The sequence below is a fragment of the Butyricimonas faecalis genome (assembly GCF_003991565.1).
Taxonomy (GTDB): Bacteria; Bacteroidota; Bacteroidia; order Bacteroidales; family Marinifilaceae; genus Butyricimonas; species Butyricimonas faecalis.
Window position 1 is genome coordinate 1,423,469 of sequence record NZ_CP032819.1, and the last position, 20,954, is coordinate 1,444,422.

The following is a 20,954-nucleotide window of genomic DNA, read 5'->3' on the forward strand; positions in this document are numbered from 1 at the left end:
TCCATAAAAGCCGGACCAAATTTGTCCGGCTTTTTTATTGGACTTCTCATTTATTAATTCTAATTTCGTTGCGACATATTAAAGAAATTTTTCTGTTATAGAAATAAAAATATTAACAACACTAAAACAATAAAGAATTATGGCAGAATTCAAGTATCAAGAACCATTTCCAATTCAAAAAGACAGTACTGAATATCGCTTACTGACAAAAGACTACGTGAAAACCATTGAAGTGGAAGGACGCAAAATATTGAAAATTCAAAAAGAAGGGCTTGAATTACTTGCCCGTGAAGCCTATACAGATGTTTCTTTTTACCTACGCGCCTCACACTTGCAAAAATTGGCCAATATACTAAAAGATCCCGAAGCCAGTGATAATGACAAATTCGTAGCGCATACCATGTTGATGAACCAAGTGGTTGCCGCTGCAGGAGAACTCCCCACTTGTCAAGACACGGGTACCGCTATCGCAATCGGCAAGAAAGGAGAAAACGTGTGGACCGATGGTAATGATGCGGAAGCCATCAGCAAGGGAGTCTTCGAAACTTACCGAGATCATAACCTACGTTATTCCCAAGTAGTTCCCTACACCATGTTCGACGAGAAAAACAGTGGTACAAACCTACCGGCTCAAATCGACCTATATGCCACTCAAGGGAATAAATACGAGTTCCTCTTCATCACCAAAGGCGGTGGCTCTGCAAACAAGACATTCTTGTACCAACAAACCAAAGCCCTGTTGACCGAGGAAGCACTGACCAAATTCATCAAGGACAAAGTGAAAGACTTGGGGACATCAGCCTGTCCTCCCTACCATTTGGCAGTAGTTATAGGTGGGACCTCTGCCGAGGCCTGTCTGACAACCGTGAAAAAAGCTTCCGCGGGATATTACGACAATCTTCCGACCGAAGGAAATGATGGCGGTCAGGCATTCCGCGATCTGGAATGGGAATCCAAAATTCAGAAAATCTGCCAAGACATGGGCATTGGGGCCCAATTCGGTGGTAAATACTGGGTACACGACGTGCGTGTCATCCGTATGCCTCGTCATGCGGCATCCTGCCCCGTGGGTATCGGTGTAAGTTGTAGTGCAGACCGGAACATCAAAGCTAAAATCACGGAAGACGGTATCTTCTTGGAACAATTGGAAAAGAACCCGGCTCGTTTCTTACCGGCAGAGAACCCCGCATTAGCACCTGCCGTGAACATCGATCTCGACCAACCGATGGAAGAAGTATTGAAAGAACTAAGAAAATATCCGGTTAAAACCCGTCTGAACTTATCCGGGACACTTATCGTTGCTCGCGATATCGCACACGCCCGCATCAAAGCCATGCTAGATGAAGGCAAACCCATGCCGGAATACTTTAAGAATCATCCGATTTACTATGCTGGACCTGCTAAAACCCCGAAAGGAATGGCTTCCGGAAGTTTCGGACCTACCACGGCAGGACGCATGGACCCCTACGTTGATCTATTCCAAGACCATGGCGGTTCAATGATCATGGTTGCCAAAGGAAACCGTTCACAAGCCGTTACAGACGCTTGTAAAAAACACGGTGGATTCTACCTGGGATCAATCGGTGGACCGGCAGCCATCTTGGCTAAGGAAAGCATCAAATCAGTAGAAATCGTTGCCTTTGAAGAATTGGGAATGGAAGCAATCCGGAAAATACGGGTAGAAAACTTCCCCGCGTTCATCATCGTGGATGACAAGGGAAATGACTTCTTTGCCGAATGGGCACACTAATAAAAATAGAGGCGAATCCTGAGATTCGCCTCTATTTTTAGCTTTCAACTTTCTCACTCTTCTACCGGTTCGAAATCCTCTTTACCAACACCACAAAGCGGACAAACCCAATCTTCCGGAATATCCTCAAATGCAGTTCCAGGTGCGATTCCACCATCTGGATCACCAACTGCCGGATCGTAGATATAACTACATACTGTGCAAATGTACTTTTTCATAGTCTTCATTATTTAAAGTTATCAACAAAAAAAATAAACTCACTATACATCACATGAATTTTTTCAATAAATTTAAGTATTTATACGGGGCATCACGAAAATGGTTATCAAAAAATTCCCGACTGGAAATCATGTCTTCTTATTTTTAGGTTTCAATACTATCATGTATTAAACCCCGTACCACGTTGTTATAAATACTAAAACAAAGGTATATTTTATTTTGATAAAAAACCTTTTTCTCGCCAAATCGTTATATCCGGAGAGAAACAACAAAAAATATGAAAATTGGTTCTTTATATGCCTTACTATCAGTCATAACATGGTCAATAATCAGTGTCATCACCCGTTTTTGCTTGTTAAACTACGAGGCCAACATTCTCGTGTTCGCCTCCATGCAAATTTTTGCCGGGGGAGTCGCGCTATTACTTATCCGGAAACCCGTAACCGTGGAAGGCTGGAAAGCAGGCATCGGTTATTCATGGTTATACACTCTGCTACAAATATTCCGGAATTTCTTTCTGGCAGCGGTTTATCTATATATCTCCAGTACCGAAACCAGTCTGTTAATCAACGTTGAAGTCGTTATAACGGCAATATTGGCCTACATCTTTTTCAAGAGAAAACCTCACAGCAGTGACATCGCGGGAATGCTCGTGATCACAATTGGTATTATCCTATTCATTCGGACCCTCCCGGAAACCATGCAACTACGAGTCTCCATTCTCATTTTCCTCGCCGTCCTAGCAAGCTGTACTCGAGCCGTCGTTGTCGAGAAAACCACGATTGCCAGTCCCAACACCTCCGTACGCCAAAAATGTGGAATCTCCGGATTCACCATGTTCTGGGGTGGAATATCAGCAATACTGTTTCTAATCCTAATTGCCCTTGTGGAACACTATTTCGCCAAAGAACTTATGGCTGTTCCATTTTCAATGCTCTACCTGCCTAAACTCTCGGCAATATTCCATCCAATGACGATTATAGCCGCCTGCGTGACAGGCTTTTTACTCACCTCACTCTCCACCTATTTATACTACGCCACCCTACAAACAGCAACGGCAGAAATCTTCATGACCTTCCGGGCATTTCAACCCATGTTAACTTTCGGTTTGGAGGCATGGATCGCAGTCTACTCCATTGACCTACGCCCCGATTTGGACACGAGAGATTACATCCTAGCCTGCATCATTATCCTAGGTTCCCTACTAATTTTAATCATGCCACCCAAACGAGTAGAAGAAAATCGTTCAAAACAATACATGACAGACTAAATAATTGAAAATAAAAAACTTCTCCACTCAATGTAACAATGGAGCGCATCCTCCCCCTTTCCAAGGGGGAGCTAGAGGGGGTTCAATCTAAAATCCCAAATCAACAAGCCCCGCACGACTGGAATCTAAAACCTAAGGAATAACACTTGAAAGAAATCGTTTGATTTCATCTTTTTGATCAGGATGAAACCAATGAATATCGGGATCATTACGATACCAGGTAAGTTGCTTTTTAGCATATCGGCGAGTATTTCGCTTTATGAGCCGGATGGCTTCCTCTCGATCAAACTTACCCTCAAAATAATCAAACCACTCTTTATACCCGACCGTATTCAAGGCATTCAAATGCCGCAAAGGAAAAAGTTCGCGGGCTTCCTCCTCCATCCCGGCATCCACCATTTGATCCACCCGACGATTGATCCGGTCGAATAACTCTTCCCTTTCCCGGTTCAACCCGATCTTCACGATGTTAAACTCCCGCTCCTTCACGCTTCCGGTCAAAAAAGAAGAATAAGGCTTTCCGGTCATCAGACAAACCTCCAACGCGTGCATAATCCGTTTGGCATTCTTTAAGTCAACCGTGGTATAGGACACTGGATCCAATTTTTTCAACAACAACCGCAACGCCTCGATTCCATCCCGTTCAAACATCTCCTTCACGGAAAAACGAACTTCCTCGTCAATCGTAGGCATTTCATCAATTCCCTTACACACGGCATCAATATACATCATGGAACCACCCGCCATGATCACCACCTTCTTCGTCTTTAACAACTCCCGTATCTTCCCGAGAGCCTGTTGCTCAAATTCCCAACAGTTAAAATAATTCTGTACAGACTCCGTTTGTATAAAAAAATGAGGAACTGCCTCCAGTTGCTCTCGTTCCGGCACGGCAGTTCCTATATACATTTCCTTGTAAATCTGTCGGGAATCACATGAAATAATCGACGTCCCATACATCTTGGCCAACTCAATACTCAAATCTGTTTTCCCCACTCCTGTCGGCCCAAGCAATACGATTAACGTCCCCATATTAATTTTAGATTTAATGATTTTAGATTTTAAATTGAAAAAATAAGCCTTGTGCGGCCGCAATCTAAAATTTAAAACCTAAAATCTAAAATTATTAAAGTCTATCTATATAATCATCCAAACTCTCGTAACGCTCGTCACGATAGTAATCGTCATCACCACCCCGGTCCTGACGATCCTCGTCGTCATAATCTCCATTGCCGAACTCTTCCATGAAACTATCATCGTAATCGCCCTCGTACTCCTCTTCCGGCTTGTCAAACTCCCAATCAGCACGTCCATCCTCATAAGAGAACTGTTCTGGAATATTCCCTTCACAAGCAATACAAACAGGCATCACGTCGGAAGAATCACGAATGTATTCCCCGGCATACTCTACCTTAAAATATTTGTTAGAGAAGAAATCATACACATATTCCAATTCAAGACATCCCGGTTTGATGATATCACTGATCTTCGTGTTATCCATGACAAGCGTTTCGCTCTCCTCGTCCTCCATCGTCATATCCATCAATGCAATCTCTTTCACCCGGTTTCCCATCCGATCAAGCGTGAAAAAAGAAGCCATTTGAGAACTGTCATAATTCAACGTTTCAACTATTTTATCGTGAAATTGTTGAAATGTCTGTTCTCCGCCAACAGCAATCTCACATCTAAAATCCGAACTAGTCGGTAAACTGATTTCAAATCTGTAGTCCATATGTTATTTCATTTTAACCTAACATCAATGCCGAACCGACGCCTAGCGCCGTTACACCCAGTACCACTAAAATCACGAAAGCAACAACAGCCAACGCCACACAGATTCCAATAATACCACAAACTCGTCCGGCACTAAGATTTTTATAGGAAATCTCCGTGTACTCCTCCGGGTGTTCCAAATAAGCTTTCCTAGGAGCGGAAGCAATAGCCACCGCCAGGATTCCCAGTATCAACCCGACAAATCCGTAACACCAGCAAAACACCAGAGACAAAATTCCCAAAACCAGCACCGCTGTAGCATTAGGAAGATCTTTTTTCTTCATTTCCGTTATCTCCATGGTCACAATTTTAATGAATTATTAATTTGAGCAAATATGAAATTAAAATTATTAGCAAGCAAACAAAACCTGCAAATTTTATTACACCGGGGGCAATTTTTTTTACTCCCATAAAATGCGCTATGGCAAGCCCCACGAACACGGCCAAGGGAATCAACCCCGGATAGGTTTTCACGGATTCCCACAACTCACCTTTCAAGAGCAATAACACCGCAGTCTGGAAACCGCATCCTGGACACTCAATCCCGAAAACACCCTTTAACAAACAAGGTAATTGATGTTCTTCCAACCATGCCCAAAAACTCAATTCATACATCCATCATGTCGAGTAAAGGAGGGTTTACGAAACACATACAGCAAAAACGACAACTAGGATAACAACCGACAAACACCACGGACAACGCCCCTTAAACAAGCGTAGCCGTGGTATTCGGTAAATCTTTCCTTTCTCCGTCACCCCCCACGATTTATTCCTTAAATTTTAAATATCATGAACCACCGTTTCCAATATATCCATCGCCTCCTTGATCAGGTTAATATTCGCTTGAGAGCCCATGTGACCGATCCGGAATACTTTCCCGGCCAATTTACCATAATTGCCTCCCACGACCATCCCCTGCACTCTCAATTCCGAATCCAAGCGCTCCCAAGTCATATGTTCCGGCACGTAAACCGCAGTCACGGTCGGAGAACACACTGCTCCTTCCACGGGGTAGATCTTCAATCCCATCTCCTTAATCCGTTCACGGCAGTAGGCAGCCACCTTCTCGTGACGAGCGATACAACTCTCCAACCCTTCTTCGAAAATCAGCTCGCAAGCCTTATGCAATTGGGCTGTTCCCTGCCAGTAGGGCGTGTACGGGAAGTACCCGGTTTCGGTTACATTCCGGAAAGGTAACAATGCCTCATACCCGGCATAATTCACCTCCTCCACAATTTTCCACGCCTCTTCACTCACCGAAAGGAATGACATATTAGCCGGGGCCGAAAGACATTTTTGCGAACCACCCAACGCGAAATCCACGTGCCAATCGTCCACGTGAATCGGGGTTCCACCCAGACCGGAAACGATGTCCACGCAAAGCAACGGTACACCGTACTTCACTTTCAAATCACCAATTTCTTTCACCGGATTCGTCGTCCCACTAGGAGTTTCGTTCTGCACCATCGTGATCATTTTGGGCTTGAACTCCACGATCGCTTTCTCCACGGCATCAAAATCATGGATCGTTTCATCATAGCCAAAATCCAGCACCTGAATCTCGCACCCCAACGCCTTGGCCATATCGCCAAATCCCTCACCGAACAATCCGGTAGAAAGCACCAGCACCCGATCCCCCGGTTTTAACGTGCTTTTCAAGGCCGTCCACAACACCAACATACCTTCTCCCGTCTGAATCACCACCCGATTACGGGTTTCCATCATCTTCTGCAACAATTTTTCCGTATCCTTGTACAGCGCCAGATACTCCGGCTCAAAATCGGCAGACCCGAAATTCGTGGCAGCAACTTTCAAAATCTCCTGGGGAACAGCAACAGGTCCCGGTACTAACGGTATAAGATATTTTTCCATCTCTTTTGAACTAATATTTAATTTTCTTAACTCTTAATCATTCACTTTTTCATTCCATCCTTTCCCAAACACAAGGAAACAAACATGTATTACTCAACAAATTAATGGAGAAAAACATCTTCTAGCACTTTCGCGTACCGAATTATTTCCGCCATTCCAAATATAGTAATAATTTCAGATTCTATCATGTTTCCAACTTTTTTCCGGAATAAAAATACATGGCAACAAGAATTCGATATAACCCCAAGTCGCCTAAGAAGAGTTACCACTCAAAGAGTTAGAAAAAATCTGAACAAGTAATCAAAGCAAAATAATCCGGCATTAAACCCGATTTTATACACTAAATGAAAATAAATACATGACTACATCCGGATCACTACCATGTAAAACGCTATTAGAACGCTATTAAAACCCTATTAAAACGCTATACGGAATAGCGTTTTATCAAGGATTTATAAGCTTACTGAAAACTTTATACCCGGAAGTGATCCGCTAGTAATAATGATTTGTAATTCTATCGCGTTAATACTTTTCATATAACCCAAGATGAAAACATATATTATACTTTTATCGCGGAAAAGGAAATCAAAACAAAAAAACAAACTTATTTTATGCCAATTCGTCATAATAACTGGAAACGCAAATTACAGGTACATTTTTTGTATAAAAAACAATGAAGTGTACTCGCAAAACACGTTTGGATTAAATATTAAAATGTATATTTGTACTTTAATTAGAAATTAGTTTTTAAAGAAAGAATGAGTGGAGTAGAAAAATTAGTGGAACAAATTATTGAAACGCTGAACGAAAATAAAGCTGTTGACATTGTAAAAATTGATTTAAGAAGAATTGAGAACTGTTTCTGTAGTTTTTTCGTAATATGTCATGGAACTTCCAACACACACGTGACCAGTCTTACAGACTCTGTCTACGACGAAGCCAACGAAAAATTGGGAGAAAAACCATTACACGTGGAAGGAGAACAACAAGCCCAGTGGGTTGTATTGGACTACGGAAATGTGGTTGTACATATATTTCAAAAAGAACAACGAGATTATTATCAACTTGAAGATTTTTGGGCTGATGCGGAAATAACGAATGTAGAAGAAAATTAAAATTAAATATGGCAGAAAATAACAAAAAGGATAGTTTCAACTTTCCCCCTGTCGGTGGGAAAAACAATAAAGGCCCGAAATTCGGCGGCTACTGGTCATTTATCATCATCGCCGCTTTCATTATCGGGATTCAATTTTTCAGTATGCCCTCGAATCCGGAACGGATTTCTTGGCAGAAATTCAAAACAGATCTTTTAGCGAAAGGTGAGGTAAAAGATATTTACATCGTCAGAAATGGCGGTAAAGCCGAAATCACCTTAAAACCAGAGAAAGTGGAAGCCCACAGCGACCTAGTGGCAAAAGGATTTAACCAGAAAAGTGTAGGTCCGCAATACTACGTGCCTTTCGGAACACTGGAGCAATTCGAAAAGAATTTACAAGACGCGCAAAAAGAATACCCGGAAGAGGCATCCAACGTGTTTGTCGATTATAAAGACGATTTTAACTGGTGGGGAGAAGTCATCACACTATTCCTGCCCATCGCTATTTTCGTGGGAATCTGGATATTCTTCATGCGACGCATGAGCAAGGGAGCCGGTGGCGGTGGTGGCGGTGGCATTTTTAATGTCGGGAAATCCAAAGCAAAATTGTTTGACAAAGAATCCAATATAAAAATTACGTTCAAAGATGTTGCCGGATTAGCCGAAGCCAAACAAGAGGTGGAAGAGATCGTATCTTTTCTCAAATCCCCGGATAAATACACCAAATTAGGAGGAAAAATTCCAAAGGGAGCCTTGTTAGTAGGGCCTCCGGGAACCGGTAAAACCTTGATGGCAAAAGCTATGGCAGGAGAGGCTAACGTACCGTTCTTCTCCATGTCGGGATCGGACTTCGTGGAAATGTTCGTCGGAGTGGGGGCTTCCCGTGTACGAGACTTGTTCAAACAGGCCAAAGAAAAAGCTCCTTGCATCATCTTTATTGACGAGATTGACGCCATCGGTCGGGCAAGAGGCAAAAACCCGAACATGGGAGCCAATGATGAACGAGAAAACACATTGAACCAATTGTTGACCGAAATGGACGGTTTCGAAACAAACTCGGGAGTCATCATACTGGCAGCCACGAACAGGGCTGACATCTTGGACAGCGCCTTGTTGCGTGCCGGACGTTTCGACCGCCAGATATACGTGGATCTTCCGGAATTAAAAGACCGGGAAGAGATTTTCAAGGTTCACTTGAAACCATTGAAACTCGCCGAAGACATTGACTACGCCTTTTTGGCAAAACAAACCCCGGGATTCTCCGGAGCAGATATAGCTAACGTGGCAAACGAAGCAGCCTTGATTGCAGCCCGAAAAAATAAATCGGCCGTGGAAAAACAGGATTTCCTGGACTCAATTGACCGTATCGTGGGCGGACTTGAAAACCGCAGCAAAGTCATCAAACCAAGTGAAAAGAAAGCGATTGCTTATCACGAAGCCGGACACGCCACCGTATCGTGGTTACTACAACACGCCCATCCACTATTGAAAGTAACCATCGTACCACGAGGGAAAGCCTTGGGAGCCGCTTGGTACTTGCCGCAGGAACGCCAAATTACCACGAAAGACCAATTGCTTGACCAGATGTGTTCCGTGCTGGGTGGGCGAGCTGCCGAGGAAATCGTGTTCGGGGAAATATCCACGGGGGCACAAAATGACTTGGAACGTGCAACGAAACAGGCTTACGCCATGGTATCCATCTACGGGATGAGCGACAAAGTAGGTATGTTGAGTTACTATGATTCCACAGGTCAGAGCGATTTCAGTTTCACCAAGCCCTATTCAGAGAAAACAGCAGAATTGATTGATGCCGAGGTAAAAGATATGGTTACTGCCGCTTATGAACGGGCAAAGCAACTATTAAACGATCATAGGGAACAACATCGTCAAGTGGCAGAATTGCTGATTGAACGGGAAGTGATCTTTAGTGATGACTTGGAGAATATTCTCGGGAAACGTCCGTGGACAGAGGAAGAAGAAACTCAACAGCCGGAAGAGTTGTAACAGTAAGACTGCAGGATTCCCCGACAAGAAAAAACAGTATAAACTAAAAACCGAAGATTATGGAAAATTGGGTATCTGTTTTCACAACAACGCAAGAACTCGATGCAGGAATCGTGAAAGATTTGCTGGACGAGGCGGGATTTCCTGCCGTAATTTTGAATCAAAAAGATTCTTCTTACAAAACCTTCGGCGACATCAACGTGATGGTCAGCCGGGATAATCAGGAAGAAGCCAAGAAAGTTATTAAAGACTATTATGATCGTGAGTAATTTTTTAAAACGAGCAATCAGCGGCCTGCTGTTTGTCGTAGTACTAACAGGGTGTATTTTCATACACCCCATTTGTTTTTATATTCTGTTCTTTATTATCAACATTCTTGGCTTGATGGAATTCAGCCGGATGGCGAAACACATGAACATCCACGTGAACCTGTTCTTCTGCATTCTTTGCGGAAGCGTCCTTTTCACCGAGGGTTTTCTACACAACTACATGAATTATAAAGAAGGCTATCTCTATTTTTTCCTGCTGACCTTCATCATGTCCATCTGTGAACTCTATCGAAAAAAAGGGAATGGATTCCAAAACATAGCGTTCTCTTACTACGCCTTGTTATATATTAGTTTACCTTTTACCTTGCTGATTTACCTCCCATACATGACCTCGGGGAAATGGATGCCGGAAATTATCTTCTTCCCATTCCTGCTCGTATGGGTAAACGACACTTTCGCCTACCTCTCCGGCTCATTGCTTGGGAAACATAAACTTTTTCCCAGAATATCACCTAAAAAATCATGGGAAGGAGCTATCGGTGGAGGACTAATGACCATTATCGTGGGTTTATGCGTATCTCCTTACATCGAGGGGTACACGATTCGGGATACGGCTATAATTTCGTGCATCGTGGTCATCTTCGGAATATACGGAGACTTGCTGGAATCCTTGTTCAAACGCAGTATCGAGATCAAAGATTCCGGCAACATACTACCGGGACACGGGGGAATACTGGATAGATTCGACGCAATTATATTCACAATTCCTGCTATTTTTGTTTATATGGAATTCATGTATTAACTTTGCCCGCTGTTTTACTAACGTAACGAAATAACTATGAAGATACATAAAGCAGGTCATATATTATTGTTTAAAGCATTTGTACTTTTTGCTTTCATCAATGTACTCGTGTATGCCTTCATCCCGAACATCATTGTTTTCCGGGCGGTACTAATCGTCAGTAGCATCTTGTATCTCTTGATGGTTAACTTTTTCCGTTTCCCCAATAGACACATTATTGTAAAAGATAATACAATTCTTGCTCCAGCTGACGGGAAAATCGTGGTCATAGAAGAAACCTTCGAACCCGAATACTTGAAAAAACAATGTATACAGGTTTCCATTTTCATGAACATCTTCAATGTTCACATCAACTGGTTTCCTGTTAACGGAATAATCAAATTTTTCAAATATCACCCGGGAAGATATATGGCAGCATACCTGCCCAAGTCTTCCACGGAAAACGAAAGAACAACCATTGCCATCGAGACTACCAACGGACAAGAAATCGTGATGCGACAAATTGCCGGAGCCATGGCTAAACGTATTGTTTCATACGCTCCGGTCGGGGGTGTAGCCCGTCAGGACGAACATGCCGGATTCATCAAATTCGGTTCTCGGGTAGATCTATACCTGCCATTGGGAACTGAAATCGATGTCAAACTCGGCCAAAAAGTAACCGGATCACAAACCCTTATCGGAACGTTTCAAAAACCCGAATCCAAATAATCAGCTCAAGGATTCGTAAATCATTATCACTATGTCTGTTCAAAAAAAAGTAAAAAGAGTAACAACCCACGTGTTATCAGAAATGAAACTCAAGGGTGAAAAGATAAGCATGTTAACGGCCTATGATTTCTCCATGGCTCAAATTATTGACAACGCCGGTATCGACGTGATCCTGGTTGGAGACTCCGCTTCTAACGTGATGGCCGGGAACGAAACAACCCTACCGATCACGCTGGATCAGATGATCTATCACGGGGCATCCGTGGTGAGAGGTGTAGATCGTGCGTTGGTTGTCGTAGACCTGCCTTTTGGTAGTTATCAAGGAAATAGCAAAGAAGCTCTTTGTTCGGCTATCCGTATCATGAAGGAAACGAGTGCCGACGCGGTGAAACTGGAGGGAGGACGAGAAGTCGTTGAATCCGTAACCCGTATTCTGTCTGCCGGAATCCCGGTCATGGGACATCTCGGACTGACACCGCAAAGCATCCATAAATTCGGCACGTACGTGGTACGCGCCCAAGAAGACGCGGAAGCTAAAAAACTGATCGAAGACGCACACCTTTTGGAAGAGGCCGGATGTTTCGCCATCGTACTGGAAAAGATTCCGGCAAAACTGGCAGCGCAGGTTGCCAAAGAACTAACCATCCCGATCATCGGAATCGGTGCCGGGGGTAGCGTTGACGGACAAGTTCTTGTAATTCACGATATGTTAGGTATCAATCAAGAATTTTCGCCCCGTTTCTTACGTCGTTATCACAACCTATACGCCGAAATAACGGGGGCCGTGGGCAATTATATCAACGACGTGAAAAGCGGTAATTTCCCGAACGAGAGAGAACAATATTAAAAATGTAAAGTTTAGAATTTAGAATTTAAAATGAAAATAAGTATTCATTCTAAATTTTAAATTCTAAATTCTAAATTAACACAACATGAAGAATTTGGAGATATTATACGAAGACAATCACATTATCGCCATCAATAAAAAGAATTCCGATATCGTGCAGGCAGACCAAACGGGAGACGAACCTCTCAGCGAGCGTGTTAAAGCATACATCAAAGAGAAGTACAACAAACCGGGAGATGTTTATCTCGGGATTCCTCACCGGGTAGATCGCCCTGTAAGCGGAGTTGTATTGTTCGCCAAAACCAGCAAAGCATTAGTACGGCTGAACAAAATGTTTCAGGAACATGATCAGGAAATCACCAAAATATATTGGGCAATTGTTGGCAATCTTCCAGAAGAAGACCATGCCAGACTAACCCACTACATGGTGCGAGACGCTGAAAAAAACAAATCCTACGCTTATAATAAACCCAAAAGTGGAGCAAAAGAAGCCATCCTCGAATATAAATTATTGGGATGCGGCCAACGTTACTATTTGTTGGAAGTAAAACTTTGTACGGGACGCCATCACCAGATTCGTTGCCAACTGGCCAAGATAGGATGTCCCATCAAAGGGGACTTGAAATACGGTTTTCCCCGTTCCAATGAAGGTGGTGGAATCAGCCTCCATGCCCGATCCATCACGTTCACCCACCCGGTGAAACAAGAAAAGATCACCATCGTCGCTCCCCCACCCTTGAACGACACGCTTTGGAAATTCTTCTACGAGAATTTGGAATCATAAAAAAAGAGCCCGGGAAATCGGGCTCTTTATCTATAACAACCTTTGACCATTAATCACCAGTTCAAAACTAATATTCAAAAATTCGGCAGCCTTCCGGCTCAACATCATTCGACCCAAAAATATTTCAAAATAATCCATCACTGCCGAAATAGATGTATCAATTTTCAAATCCAAAATAATAGCCGAATTATCCTCGTTAAAATAAATCTTGGATTCCTCCACGGCATAATTCACCCGATCATGGATATCAAAACTTGCGAAGTCGTGATTACGCACCCGACTTCTCCGCACGTCTGTTTTGTCGGCTAAAATCAAAGCGGCAGCGATCGGATTCACGGCAGCAGCCGTACTCTCGTCATGATTACCGATAGCACTGATGACCATGGCAATCTCCGCGGGGTCCATTCCCATCCGATCCAACAACCGGAAAGCCATCACGGCCCCGCTCTGGGCATGATCAATCCGATTCACGATATTTCCAATATCGTGCATATACCCGGCAATCTTAGCTAACTCGGCAGTCCGCTTCGGGTAATTCAAAGTTAATAAAATCATCTCCGCCATTGTCGCCGCTTTCACCACGTGGGGAAATGAATGTTCCGTGTATCCTAAAGCAGACAACGCCTTATCCGCCTCCGTGATATAACACTTTATACTCTCGTCATTTCGTATATCCTCGTACGTAACTAACATAAATATTCTTTTATTATTTCAATCTTAACATTTTCAAACATAAATCAACCTCATCCGGGTAGCCTGTATGTTTCCCCTCGACATCCGACAACTTCACGGCAGGTAAAAACACCTCACTCCCTTTCGGACGACATTCAAATAACTTAATCACCATATTTAATGGTGTAACCCCCACGTCATTCGTGAGATACGTTCCAATCCCGTATACATCGTGCAAACGTCCGTCCACGAAAGTCTTAATCTTCTTTACCCCGTCCAAATCCAACGCATCACTATACACGATCGTCTTACTCTTCGGGTCCACCCGATGCTTCCGATAATGTTTCAATGCTTTCTCCGTGAATTCCAAAGGGTCGCCACTATCCCAGCGCAGGCCGTCAAACAACTTGGCATACTTCGTGTCAAAACTATTGAAAAAATTATCAGAAGTATAGGTGTCTGTCAAAGCGATTCCCAAGTAACCATCGTAAACATCTACCCAATTCTCCAATGCCAAAGCATTCGCCGACCGGTAACCGAAATGTGCTCCATGATACATGAACCATTCGTGCGGGTGAGTTCCCATCGGAGTCAGATCATATTTCATGGCAAAATACACGTTACTCGTCCCGTTCAACAAGCCCTTCATATTTTCCTTTAAAATGCCGATCACCCGATCCTGTACGTCAAAAGAAAATCTTCGTCGAGTACCGAATTCTGAAATCTCCGCTTTTATACCCGCAAAAGCTTTTGCTTTCTCCGTGGCATTTCGTTCCAAATCACGGGCCACTTGTCCGGTCATCCGAAAGTACAATTCAGAAATCATCGCCATCAAAGGCACTTCCCACAACACGGTTCGGTACCACAAACCTCGAATTTCCACGTTCAACTCTCCCCCCTCCTGACTCACCTGTACCTCGGCGGGATTAAAACGAAAACCTTTCAAAAGATCAAAAAATACCGAATCAAAATAATAACACTTCGCTCGCATGAATTTTTCGTTTTCCTTGGAAAGTACCACTCCCGCCATAGACTCCACCTCTTCTCTTAAAGCATCGGCAAAACCGGGAGGAAAACTCGTATTTCCCCTGTTCACGAAACGATAAACGACTTCCGAATCCGGAAACTTTTTTTGTATTGCATTCATCACCGTGAACTTGTACAAATCATTATCTAAAAAATCATGAATAATCATCCGCATCTATTTTATGAATACAACAAAGATTCTGATGTCACAAAGCGAGCACCCATACAAGCAGCCTTCTCGTAAATGGAGATAGCTAAATCCTCGCAACCCGAAATATTACTCATACAATCCTCCAAAATTACCAAACGTCGAATAATTTCAGGATAATCAAACATTTGCTTCAACGTGTTTGCCACACAGTGACTCTTTGCCTCTCCGGCCAACCAAATCACATCATACATCTCAAGCTCATCTTTCAATTTCACGTTAAATTCCGTGTCGACAGCACCCGCCAAAGGAATATTTGCCCGGAAAGCACCGAAAAATTCAGTCGAAGGATTCAATCCTTTCTCTACCACCTCGTAATATTTTCCCTCTCTAGCCCAACACGTCAGGGCCTCCATTAACACGGGTGTTATAGCCGCCCCCTCGCTTCCATATAAACAATGCTCCGGCCAAATCGTATGCTTGTACTCCCCTTGTTCAATCAATCGGCGTAAATAATCAACGACCTTATCTTTATCCCCGAAAGGAATCCACTCACCCGACAACACCTCCCACCACGAAATAGTCGTAAAAGGTGCCGGATGCATACCCTGCTTGTTTCTCCAATAAGACGGGTGAGCAATATCCATCACGTGATGTTCATCTGCAGTAAGAATAATCTTATCTATAACCGTCGTCTTTTTCTTAATCAACCGACTTAACCTCTCCACGTCTTTCTCTGCTCCAGGCACGTAAAGCGAACCGGAAGGCAGACAAAAATCGTTTTGCATATCCACTATCAACAATACCGTCTTCATTTCCTTACAACATTCCTAAATCATGAAACATTATCCGATATTCTGCCGCTTTCTCCCCCAAAGGCTTCGGGTAGGCTCGTGAAGACGAAGGCATCCGGTACAACCGTAAAGCCCTCCCCTTGTATTCAAAATCACTGAAACCACCCACCTTAGGCGCCTTCACCCTCACCATAGCCAACAACGTATCTGTCGCCTTTTGTCCCGTGGTCACAATTGCCTTACATTCAGGGATTCGTTCCAGAACAGCCTCCAAGTCCACGGGAGTAACAATTTCCAAAAACTGATCGGAAGCATTTCCCCGTTGACGAATCACTTCCATCGCCGTATCAAACAAGGCTACCCCCGTTTCTTCCAAAAAAGCGACTAACCGTTCCCGGCTAAACGCTTTTTTCCCCTTTTCTAAAAAATAATCTTTATCCCCGAAAAACAACAACCCGTATATCCTCCACATATCATTTTGCAAGTTCGGGTAGTAAAACTCCATCGACCAACGTGCTCTTGGTGGTGGAAAACTTCCCAACATGAGTAATCGAGCATTTGCCGGTAGGAAGGGTTGCAATGGGTGTTTTTCTATTTTACTCTGAATATCATTCATTTACCAATAATAAAATTCACTATTTCTTGTCAAAAATTACTACTTTGTCACTCGGTAAAACCAAATAACAAAACGCCTCCAAGAAAATCAAAGAACCCATCAAGTTTAGACAGAAAAAAATCAAAAATGAATTTATCAGCCTTTACCTTGAGATCTACTACAAAGGTATAAGAAAATATGATTTTCTCAACTGGTACATCAAAGCAAATCCTACAAATTCTGATGAAAGAGAAAATAACACACCAGCTGTAGCTGCAGTAACAGCTATAAATACAAGGATTTAATTCATGCACAATAGGACGATCTTCGTCTCGAACTCTTGCTTTTTCAATGGCTCACTGGATTTGTAAATTCACGGAACGTCCATGTTTCTCTCTTTCTAGTCACATCTACTATATTTATGGAATTTCTTTTATTATTTATTTTATGCTGCTAAAACCCTATTTTATGTTATCTTTGTTTCAAACTTTAATAATAATTCTGCAAATACAGAAGCTATTTCTATACCGACAAAATTCTCTCTCAAAACCAATAGAGAGAGATAAATAAAAAAAGCTTTAATTTGTGCTGATACATATAAATCAAGACAAGGTTGGAGAATGAAAATATATAACAAAGAAGACACACTGTTCGCAATATTCTTTTCATTCCGAGGATGAAATTTACTGGTTTTATGCATTCTATAAAAAGAATGCAAGCTAACTATAAGAAATAAATATACTCATAATTGTTCAGTTCAAATTTATATCGTAAAATATATGACCTTACAAGAATTCTATAAACTAGACGCCGAACTCGTAGACTATTTCACGAGTGATGAAGGCTACCGGATAAAACAACACTCCGCAATAATTGACGGGATATATAAATCAATTTTCATGTGTAACGGAAAAATAGAAATCATTTAAGCATGGGCAACTTACAAGTTATTCAAAGTAAAATATACGAGATCCGGGGACAAAAGGTGATGTTGGATTTCGACCTTGCAGAAATGTACGGGACAGAAACAAAGCGGCTCAAAGAAGCTGTAAGGCGAAATATGGACAGATTTGAAGGTGATGACTTTATGTTTGAGCTCACAAAAGAAGAAATAACCGAACTTTCAAGGACGCAATTTGCGACCTTGAAAAAAGGACGAGGAGTCAATATAAAATATCCCCCTTTCGCTTTTACAGAACTAGGAGTAGCAATGCTTAGTAGCGTCCTCAATTCTAAGACCGCTATTGAAATAAATAGGGGAATCATGCGTGCATTTGTTGCTGTTCGAAAAATGGTACTTACCCCACCTACGGACAGAATCTCGCTCCTTCAACAAGAGATGAAAGAACTCAAGGAATACCTTGAAGACGTGTTTGCAGATTACAACGACATTAACGATGATACCCGAATTCAACTCGAATTAATAAATCAAACCTTGGCTCAATTGCAAGTAAAAGATCAGCCCCTCAAAAAAAGAAACCGGATCGGGTACAGATTACCAGGTTGCGAAAACAATAGAACACACCAACCATAGTTGCAATAACAGCTATAAAAAACAAACAATGCCAAGCAATTCCATTAAAATTAGTTGTAATTTACCCAATTTTGGAACAATTCATTTGTTTGTTTGAGCGTTTTTTCTCATATTTGTAATGCTTTAAATATCCCATATTTAATTCTTGGTAAACGGAATTAAGTTTCCTAGGTTGTCTTTAGCCTACCAACACGTTCAATCAAATAAAAAAACAATAGCAAATAAAAAGGGGCAGCATTATGGAAAAAATAATATTCTTTTTACTAGTATCATTTATAACCTGCTCGTGTGTAAAGCGCAATAAACTATATAAAGAAAAGGATCCTGAAAATTTAAAAATTTCCCAGTATCTCTATCCATTTCACAAAGAAAGTCAAAATTTTTCGACAGAAATCACGATCCAAACTAAAACAACCATCCCCAATCATGCTAATATTTCAATTCCTTATTTGAAATACAACAAATCTTGGTTATTCACCCTAACTCAAGACGACTGCAAACACGCTGCATACTGTTACACTTGGGCTGCAATAAACGGACGCCCAATAAGTAAGAATTATTATTATAATACTCGACACTATTTAAACGAAGATTTACCACCTGACGTGTACTACCTTGGAAAAACACTAGGTTCTACAGATGGAGCCGGAAACGAGGTAAGATTTTCTTTTACAACGACACTAGCACCGGAATGGGCTTTCATGAATGTAATTCCCAATGTCTCGCCAGAGGTTACACAAAATAATTATCGTTTTTCCATGAAATCCGGATTAATTTGGGAAGATCTCGCGGAAATGATAAATTATGGAACAAGTATTGCTTTTCATGATGTTAACACAAATACTATTAGCAATATAGATTCAATCGTCACACATTTTGAATATAGCCAGGACAGCATACTGCTACACCTGTCTGGAAGAGGTTGCAAAATGCTGTCTGAACCCAACGGGAATAAGGCTTATATTATAGCCGCACAAAAATACAGCCCAATTCAAATCATAACGGCACAGGCACAAACAGTGAAACTATACCCCTCCCGAGTAGAGAATGATTTACAAGGACAAGTAATAAACCGAATGTTTTCAAGCATTGCAGATACAAAAAAATTCATTGAATCACAATTATCACGGGATGAAAAAGAGCGAGAGGCCGTTTGCGTGGGAGTTCATGGCACGGGAACAGACTGGGTCGAATTCTTTTTATGGCTAAACGATCAATATGGTAAAGACGGGAACGATTCGATGTGGTTCACCAGCCTAGAGGAATATTATGAATACAATTATTACCGTGTACACAGTACCATACAAAAAATACAAATTGACGCGCACACCCTAAAAATAAAAATAGATATTCCAACAGGAGCCTATTTCTATTACCCCTCTATTACTCTAAACCTGGAAGGCATATCCCAAACAGACATCACATCAATCACAACTGATAATACAATCACAGGGTTATCATGGGCTGACTATAAAGAAAGTCTCATGATAAATATTGATTGCCGCAAATATCTTCTTGAACATGCCACACATTTTATAGAAGAGTATGAAAAGAATCCAACATTCATGAATAAATGCGATGCATCATATTTCGTGAATATGTTAAAAGATTCTCCCCAGAAAAAAGCCTTATTAGAAAGAATTGAATAAATAAGGGAATATCTCAAAAGAGGTGGCAGTGAAACCAACGAAAGAGATTTATGTGAAACACGAGTTAGAGGCAATTCTATTTACTATCTCTTTTTCCTTTTCTTCTCCACGGACCACCCGAATTTACCAATTTTTTCTCCCAGTTCAAAATACCCACCATGCAGATACACCAACGGATCAGCACTCGCCAACTCAAACCTACCGCTATCCTTATCCAAATAACAATCATCTGCCTGCACGTTCACCACCTCTGCAACAAACATATGATGTGATCCCAAAGGAATAATTTCCTTCACCCGGCACTCGATCGACACCGGAGACTCCTCAACAATCGGGGCCTTCACCACCTCTGCCTTTCCCGGTGTTAGTTTCATCTCCTCAAACTTATTATAATCCTTCCCGGAACGTACCCCACACCAATCCGTGGCGTATGCCATATCCTTCGTGGTCAAGTTAATCACGAACTCCATATTTTTCTGAATAATCGGGTACGAATATCGCTCCGGCCGCACCGAAATATAACACATGGGAGGATTCGTACACAATGTTCCCACCCATGCCACCGTCAGCACGTTATATTCACTCGGCTCACTCCCGCAACTCACCAACACGGCGGGTAAAGGATAAATCATATTTCCCGGTTTCCAGTTATGTTTCATGTCAATCTATTTTATGAGTGCAAAGATAAAGGAAAAGGTCTGCTAAAAAAAGACCTTTTTTATCCATTCCGTCCATTTCCGTGTACTGCCAATCCGACACGCGAAACCGACAAGTCGTCTTATCGTGTCACTGACAAGCCGTCTGGCACACCCTTTGCTATTCCATCAAATGAATAGGACCAGCTATTTTTTAATAACCGATCTCTACTCATTCGATCACTTAAATATTTAACACTTAAATTATAGGAGATTTTATCATGGGTGCAGCCGGAAACAAAAAACCGAAAAAAAGCAAGAACAAAAAAGATGTTCCGTCTTATTTAGCTGAAGAAATGACACACGAAACACCTCTAAAAAACAAAAAGCACAAATAAAAATATGCTTATGGGAAAACAGAAGAGGGGATTTTAGGATTTCCCCTCTTCTTTGCTATCATTACGTTCCAAGTTTCGCGATAGGCTCTATCAAAAAATATTATCACTC

At 42.0% G+C, this 20,954-nt stretch carries 24 protein-coding genes; 13 read left to right on the plus strand and 11 right to left on the minus strand.

The annotated features are described in order from the left end of the window. The first annotated feature begins 139 nt into the window (after positions 1-139). Positions 140-1,750, plus strand: coding sequence for a fumarate hydratase (locus D8S85_RS06470; protein ID WP_106479989.1), 1,611 nt, complete (start codon positions 140-142; stop codon positions 1,748-1,750). Between the two features lie 53 nt (positions 1,751-1,803). On the opposite strand, the gene rd is transcribed toward D8S85_RS06470, so the two are convergent. Further along, on the minus strand, positions 1,804-1,968 hold the full coding sequence (rd, locus tag D8S85_RS06475) for a rubredoxin (RefSeq protein WP_065219960.1): 165 nt from the start codon (positions 1,966-1,968) through the stop codon (positions 1,804-1,806). A gap of 278 nt (positions 1,969-2,246) precedes the next feature. On the opposite strand from rd, the gene D8S85_RS06480 reads away from it, so the two are divergent. Further along, the gene (locus D8S85_RS06480) at positions 2,247-3,239 is read left to right on the plus strand and encodes a DMT family transporter (RefSeq protein WP_106479990.1); all 993 of its coding nucleotides are present in this window, start codon (positions 2,247-2,249) and stop codon (positions 3,237-3,239) included. A gap of 132 nt (positions 3,240-3,371) precedes the next feature. Here D8S85_RS06480 and miaA read toward each other — a convergent pair whose 3' ends face one another. The 5 genes from miaA to D8S85_RS06505 all read right to left on the minus strand — a co-directional run bounded on the left by miaA (position 3,372) and on the right by D8S85_RS06505 (position 6,884). After that, positions 3,372-4,271: a tRNA (adenosine(37)-N6)-dimethylallyltransferase MiaA gene (miaA, locus tag D8S85_RS06485; protein ID WP_106479991.1), complete on the minus strand. Its 900-nt coding sequence runs from the start codon at positions 4,269-4,271 to the stop codon at positions 3,372-3,374. A gap of 94 nt (positions 4,272-4,365) precedes the next feature. Further along, positions 4,366-4,971, minus strand: a complete 606-nt coding sequence (locus D8S85_RS06490; RefSeq protein WP_106479992.1) for an IS1096 element passenger TnpR family protein — start codon at positions 4,969-4,971, stop codon at positions 4,366-4,368. A gap of 13 nt (positions 4,972-4,984) precedes the next feature. Next, entirely contained in the window at positions 4,985-5,311 is a 327-nt protein-coding gene (locus D8S85_RS06495) for a CCC motif membrane protein (protein ID WP_106479993.1), read from the minus strand. A gap of 10 nt (positions 5,312-5,321) precedes the next feature. Further along, a complete protein-coding gene (locus D8S85_RS06500; protein WP_106479994.1) occupies positions 5,322-5,627 on the minus strand; it encodes a DUF2752 domain-containing protein in 306 nt (101 codons plus the stop codon). A 165-nt stretch (positions 5,628-5,792) separates the two neighbouring features. Further along, the gene (locus D8S85_RS06505) at positions 5,793-6,884 is read right to left on the minus strand and encodes a pyridoxal-phosphate-dependent aminotransferase family protein (RefSeq protein ID WP_106479995.1); all 1,092 of its coding nucleotides are present in this window, start codon (positions 6,882-6,884) and stop codon (positions 5,793-5,795) included. A gap of 758 nt (positions 6,885-7,642) precedes the next feature. Here D8S85_RS06505 and rsfS point away from each other — a divergent pair. The 7 genes from rsfS (at position 7,643) to D8S85_RS06540 (ending at position 13,394) form a co-directional block, all read left to right on the plus strand. Beyond that, positions 7,643-7,999, plus strand: coding sequence for a ribosome silencing factor (rsfS, locus tag D8S85_RS06510; protein ID WP_106479996.1), 357 nt, complete (start codon positions 7,643-7,645; stop codon positions 7,997-7,999). A gap of 8 nt (positions 8,000-8,007) precedes the next feature. Next, on the plus strand, positions 8,008-9,984 hold the full coding sequence (gene ftsH, locus D8S85_RS06515; protein WP_106479997.1) for an ATP-dependent zinc metalloprotease FtsH: 1,977 nt from the start codon (positions 8,008-8,010) through the stop codon (positions 9,982-9,984). A gap of 59 nt (positions 9,985-10,043) precedes the next feature. Continuing rightward, entirely contained in the window at positions 10,044-10,253 is a 210-nt protein-coding gene (locus tag D8S85_RS06520; protein WP_106479998.1) for a putative signal transducing protein, read from the plus strand. Next, complete coding sequence (locus D8S85_RS06525; RefSeq protein ID WP_106479999.1) at positions 10,240-11,055, plus strand: phosphatidate cytidylyltransferase; 816 nt, start codon at positions 10,240-10,242, stop codon at positions 11,053-11,055. The genes D8S85_RS06520 and D8S85_RS06525 overlap by 14 nt, the downstream gene beginning before the upstream one ends. A gap of 36 nt (positions 11,056-11,091) precedes the next feature. Beyond that, positions 11,092-11,763 (plus strand): phosphatidylserine decarboxylase family protein, encoded by a 672-nt coding sequence (locus D8S85_RS06530; RefSeq protein ID WP_106480000.1) that lies wholly within the window; start codon positions 11,092-11,094, stop codon positions 11,761-11,763. A gap of 31 nt (positions 11,764-11,794) precedes the next feature. Then, positions 11,795-12,610 (plus strand): 3-methyl-2-oxobutanoate hydroxymethyltransferase, encoded by an 816-nt coding sequence (panB, locus tag D8S85_RS06535; RefSeq protein ID WP_106480001.1) that lies wholly within the window; start codon positions 11,795-11,797, stop codon positions 12,608-12,610. 85 nt (positions 12,611-12,695) lie between these two features. Next, positions 12,696-13,394, plus strand: a complete 699-nt coding sequence (locus D8S85_RS06540) for an RluA family pseudouridine synthase (protein WP_181951148.1) — start codon at positions 12,696-12,698, stop codon at positions 13,392-13,394. A 30-nt stretch (positions 13,395-13,424) separates the two neighbouring features. On the opposite strand, the gene D8S85_RS06545 is transcribed toward D8S85_RS06540, so the two are convergent. From D8S85_RS06545 to D8S85_RS06560, 4 genes are read right to left on the minus strand one after another with little or no spacing between them, the layout of a single operon-like run. Next, complete coding sequence (locus D8S85_RS06545) at positions 13,425-14,087, minus strand: HD domain-containing protein (RefSeq protein ID WP_106480002.1); 663 nt, start codon at positions 14,085-14,087, stop codon at positions 13,425-13,427. A 13-nt stretch (positions 14,088-14,100) separates the two neighbouring features. Continuing rightward, positions 14,101-15,261 (minus strand): nicotinate phosphoribosyltransferase, encoded by a 1,161-nt coding sequence (pncB, locus tag D8S85_RS06550; RefSeq protein ID WP_106480003.1) that lies wholly within the window; start codon positions 15,259-15,261, stop codon positions 14,101-14,103. A gap of 11 nt (positions 15,262-15,272) precedes the next feature. Continuing rightward, a complete protein-coding gene (locus D8S85_RS06555; RefSeq protein ID WP_106480004.1) occupies positions 15,273-16,055 on the minus strand; it encodes a cysteine hydrolase family protein in 783 nt (260 codons plus the stop codon). Between the two features lie 4 nt (positions 16,056-16,059). After that, on the minus strand, positions 16,060-16,641 hold the full coding sequence (locus tag D8S85_RS06560; RefSeq protein ID WP_181951183.1) for a uracil-DNA glycosylase family protein: 582 nt from the start codon (positions 16,639-16,641) through the stop codon (positions 16,060-16,062). Between the two features lie 107 nt (positions 16,642-16,748). Between D8S85_RS06560 and D8S85_RS06565 the strand changes: the two genes are divergently transcribed. From D8S85_RS06565 to D8S85_RS06575, 4 genes are all read left to right on the plus strand, one after another. Beyond that, a complete protein-coding gene (locus D8S85_RS06565; protein WP_228423350.1) occupies positions 16,749-16,934 on the plus strand; it encodes a hypothetical protein in 186 nt (61 codons plus the stop codon). Positions 16,935-17,408: 474 nt separating this feature from the next. Next, the gene (locus D8S85_RS21650; RefSeq protein WP_158641514.1) at positions 17,409-17,558 is read left to right on the plus strand and encodes a hypothetical protein; all 150 of its coding nucleotides are present in this window, start codon (positions 17,409-17,411) and stop codon (positions 17,556-17,558) included. A 2-nt stretch (positions 17,559-17,560) separates the two neighbouring features. Beyond that, positions 17,561-18,163: an ORF6N domain-containing protein gene (locus D8S85_RS06570; protein ID WP_106480006.1), complete on the plus strand. Its 603-nt coding sequence runs from the start codon at positions 17,561-17,563 to the stop codon at positions 18,161-18,163. 239 nt (positions 18,164-18,402) lie between these two features. Beyond that, complete coding sequence (locus D8S85_RS06575; protein WP_127074897.1) at positions 18,403-19,812, plus strand: polysaccharide deacetylase family protein; 1,410 nt, start codon at positions 18,403-18,405, stop codon at positions 19,810-19,812. A gap of 83 nt (positions 19,813-19,895) precedes the next feature. Here the strand turns inward: D8S85_RS06575 and D8S85_RS06580 are convergent, their stop codons facing one another. Then, entirely contained in the window at positions 19,896-20,471 is a 576-nt protein-coding gene (locus D8S85_RS06580; protein ID WP_106480008.1) for a flavin reductase family protein, read from the minus strand. Between the last annotated feature and the right edge of the window lie 483 nt (positions 20,472-20,954).

Excerpts from the sequence above, each read along its gene's own strand:
- D8S85_RS06495 (WP_106479993.1), bottom strand. The coding sequence starts at position 5,311 with ATGGAGATAACGGAAATGAAGAAAAAAGATCTTCCTAATGCTACAGCG.
- D8S85_RS06555 (WP_106480004.1), bottom strand. The coding sequence starts at position 16,055 with ATGAAGACGGTATTGTTGATAGTGGATATGCAAAACGATTTTTGTCTG.
- D8S85_RS21650 (WP_158641514.1), top strand. The coding sequence starts at position 17,409 with ATGACCTTACAAGAATTCTATAAACTAGACGCCGAACTCGTAGACTAT.
- D8S85_RS06570 (WP_106480006.1), top strand. The coding sequence starts at position 17,561 with ATGGGCAACTTACAAGTTATTCAAAGTAAAATATACGAGATCCGGGGA.
- rd (WP_065219960.1), bottom strand. The coding sequence starts at position 1,968 with ATGAAAAAGTACATTTGCACAGTATGTAGTTATATCTACGATCCGGCA.
- D8S85_RS06525 (WP_106479999.1), top strand. The coding sequence starts at position 10,240 with ATGATCGTGAGTAATTTTTTAAAACGAGCAATCAGCGGCCTGCTGTTT.
- D8S85_RS06480 (WP_106479990.1), top strand. The coding sequence starts at position 2,247 with ATGAAAATTGGTTCTTTATATGCCTTACTATCAGTCATAACATGGTCA.
- D8S85_RS06530 (WP_106480000.1), top strand. The coding sequence starts at position 11,092 with ATGAAGATACATAAAGCAGGTCATATATTATTGTTTAAAGCATTTGTA.
- D8S85_RS06540 (WP_181951148.1), top strand. The coding sequence starts at position 12,696 with ATGAAGAATTTGGAGATATTATACGAAGACAATCACATTATCGCCATC.
- D8S85_RS06545 (WP_106480002.1), bottom strand. The coding sequence starts at position 14,087 with ATGTTAGTTACGTACGAGGATATACGAAATGACGAGAGTATAAAGTGT.
- D8S85_RS06575 (WP_127074897.1), top strand. The coding sequence starts at position 18,403 with ATGGAAAAAATAATATTCTTTTTACTAGTATCATTTATAACCTGCTCG.
- panB (WP_106480001.1), top strand. The coding sequence starts at position 11,795 with ATGTCTGTTCAAAAAAAAGTAAAAAGAGTAACAACCCACGTGTTATCA.
- D8S85_RS06470 (WP_106479989.1), top strand. The coding sequence starts at position 140 with ATGGCAGAATTCAAGTATCAAGAACCATTTCCAATTCAAAAAGACAGT.
- D8S85_RS06580 (WP_106480008.1), bottom strand. The coding sequence starts at position 20,471 with ATGAAACATAACTGGAAACCGGGAAATATGATTTATCCTTTACCCGCC.
- ftsH (WP_106479997.1), top strand. The coding sequence starts at position 8,008 with ATGGCAGAAAATAACAAAAAGGATAGTTTCAACTTTCCCCCTGTCGGT.
- rsfS (WP_106479996.1), top strand. The coding sequence starts at position 7,643 with ATGAGTGGAGTAGAAAAATTAGTGGAACAAATTATTGAAACGCTGAAC.
- D8S85_RS06520 (WP_106479998.1), top strand. The coding sequence starts at position 10,044 with ATGGAAAATTGGGTATCTGTTTTCACAACAACGCAAGAACTCGATGCA.
- D8S85_RS06500 (WP_106479994.1), bottom strand. The coding sequence starts at position 5,627 with ATGTATGAATTGAGTTTTTGGGCATGGTTGGAAGAACATCAATTACCT.
- pncB (WP_106480003.1), bottom strand. The coding sequence starts at position 15,261 with ATGATTATTCATGATTTTTTAGATAATGATTTGTACAAGTTCACGGTG.
- D8S85_RS06490 (WP_106479992.1), bottom strand. The coding sequence starts at position 4,971 with ATGGACTACAGATTTGAAATCAGTTTACCGACTAGTTCGGATTTTAGA.
- miaA (WP_106479991.1), bottom strand. The coding sequence starts at position 4,271 with ATGGGGACGTTAATCGTATTGCTTGGGCCGACAGGAGTGGGGAAAACA.
- D8S85_RS06505 (WP_106479995.1), bottom strand. The coding sequence starts at position 6,884 with ATGGAAAAATATCTTATACCGTTAGTACCGGGACCTGTTGCTGTTCCC.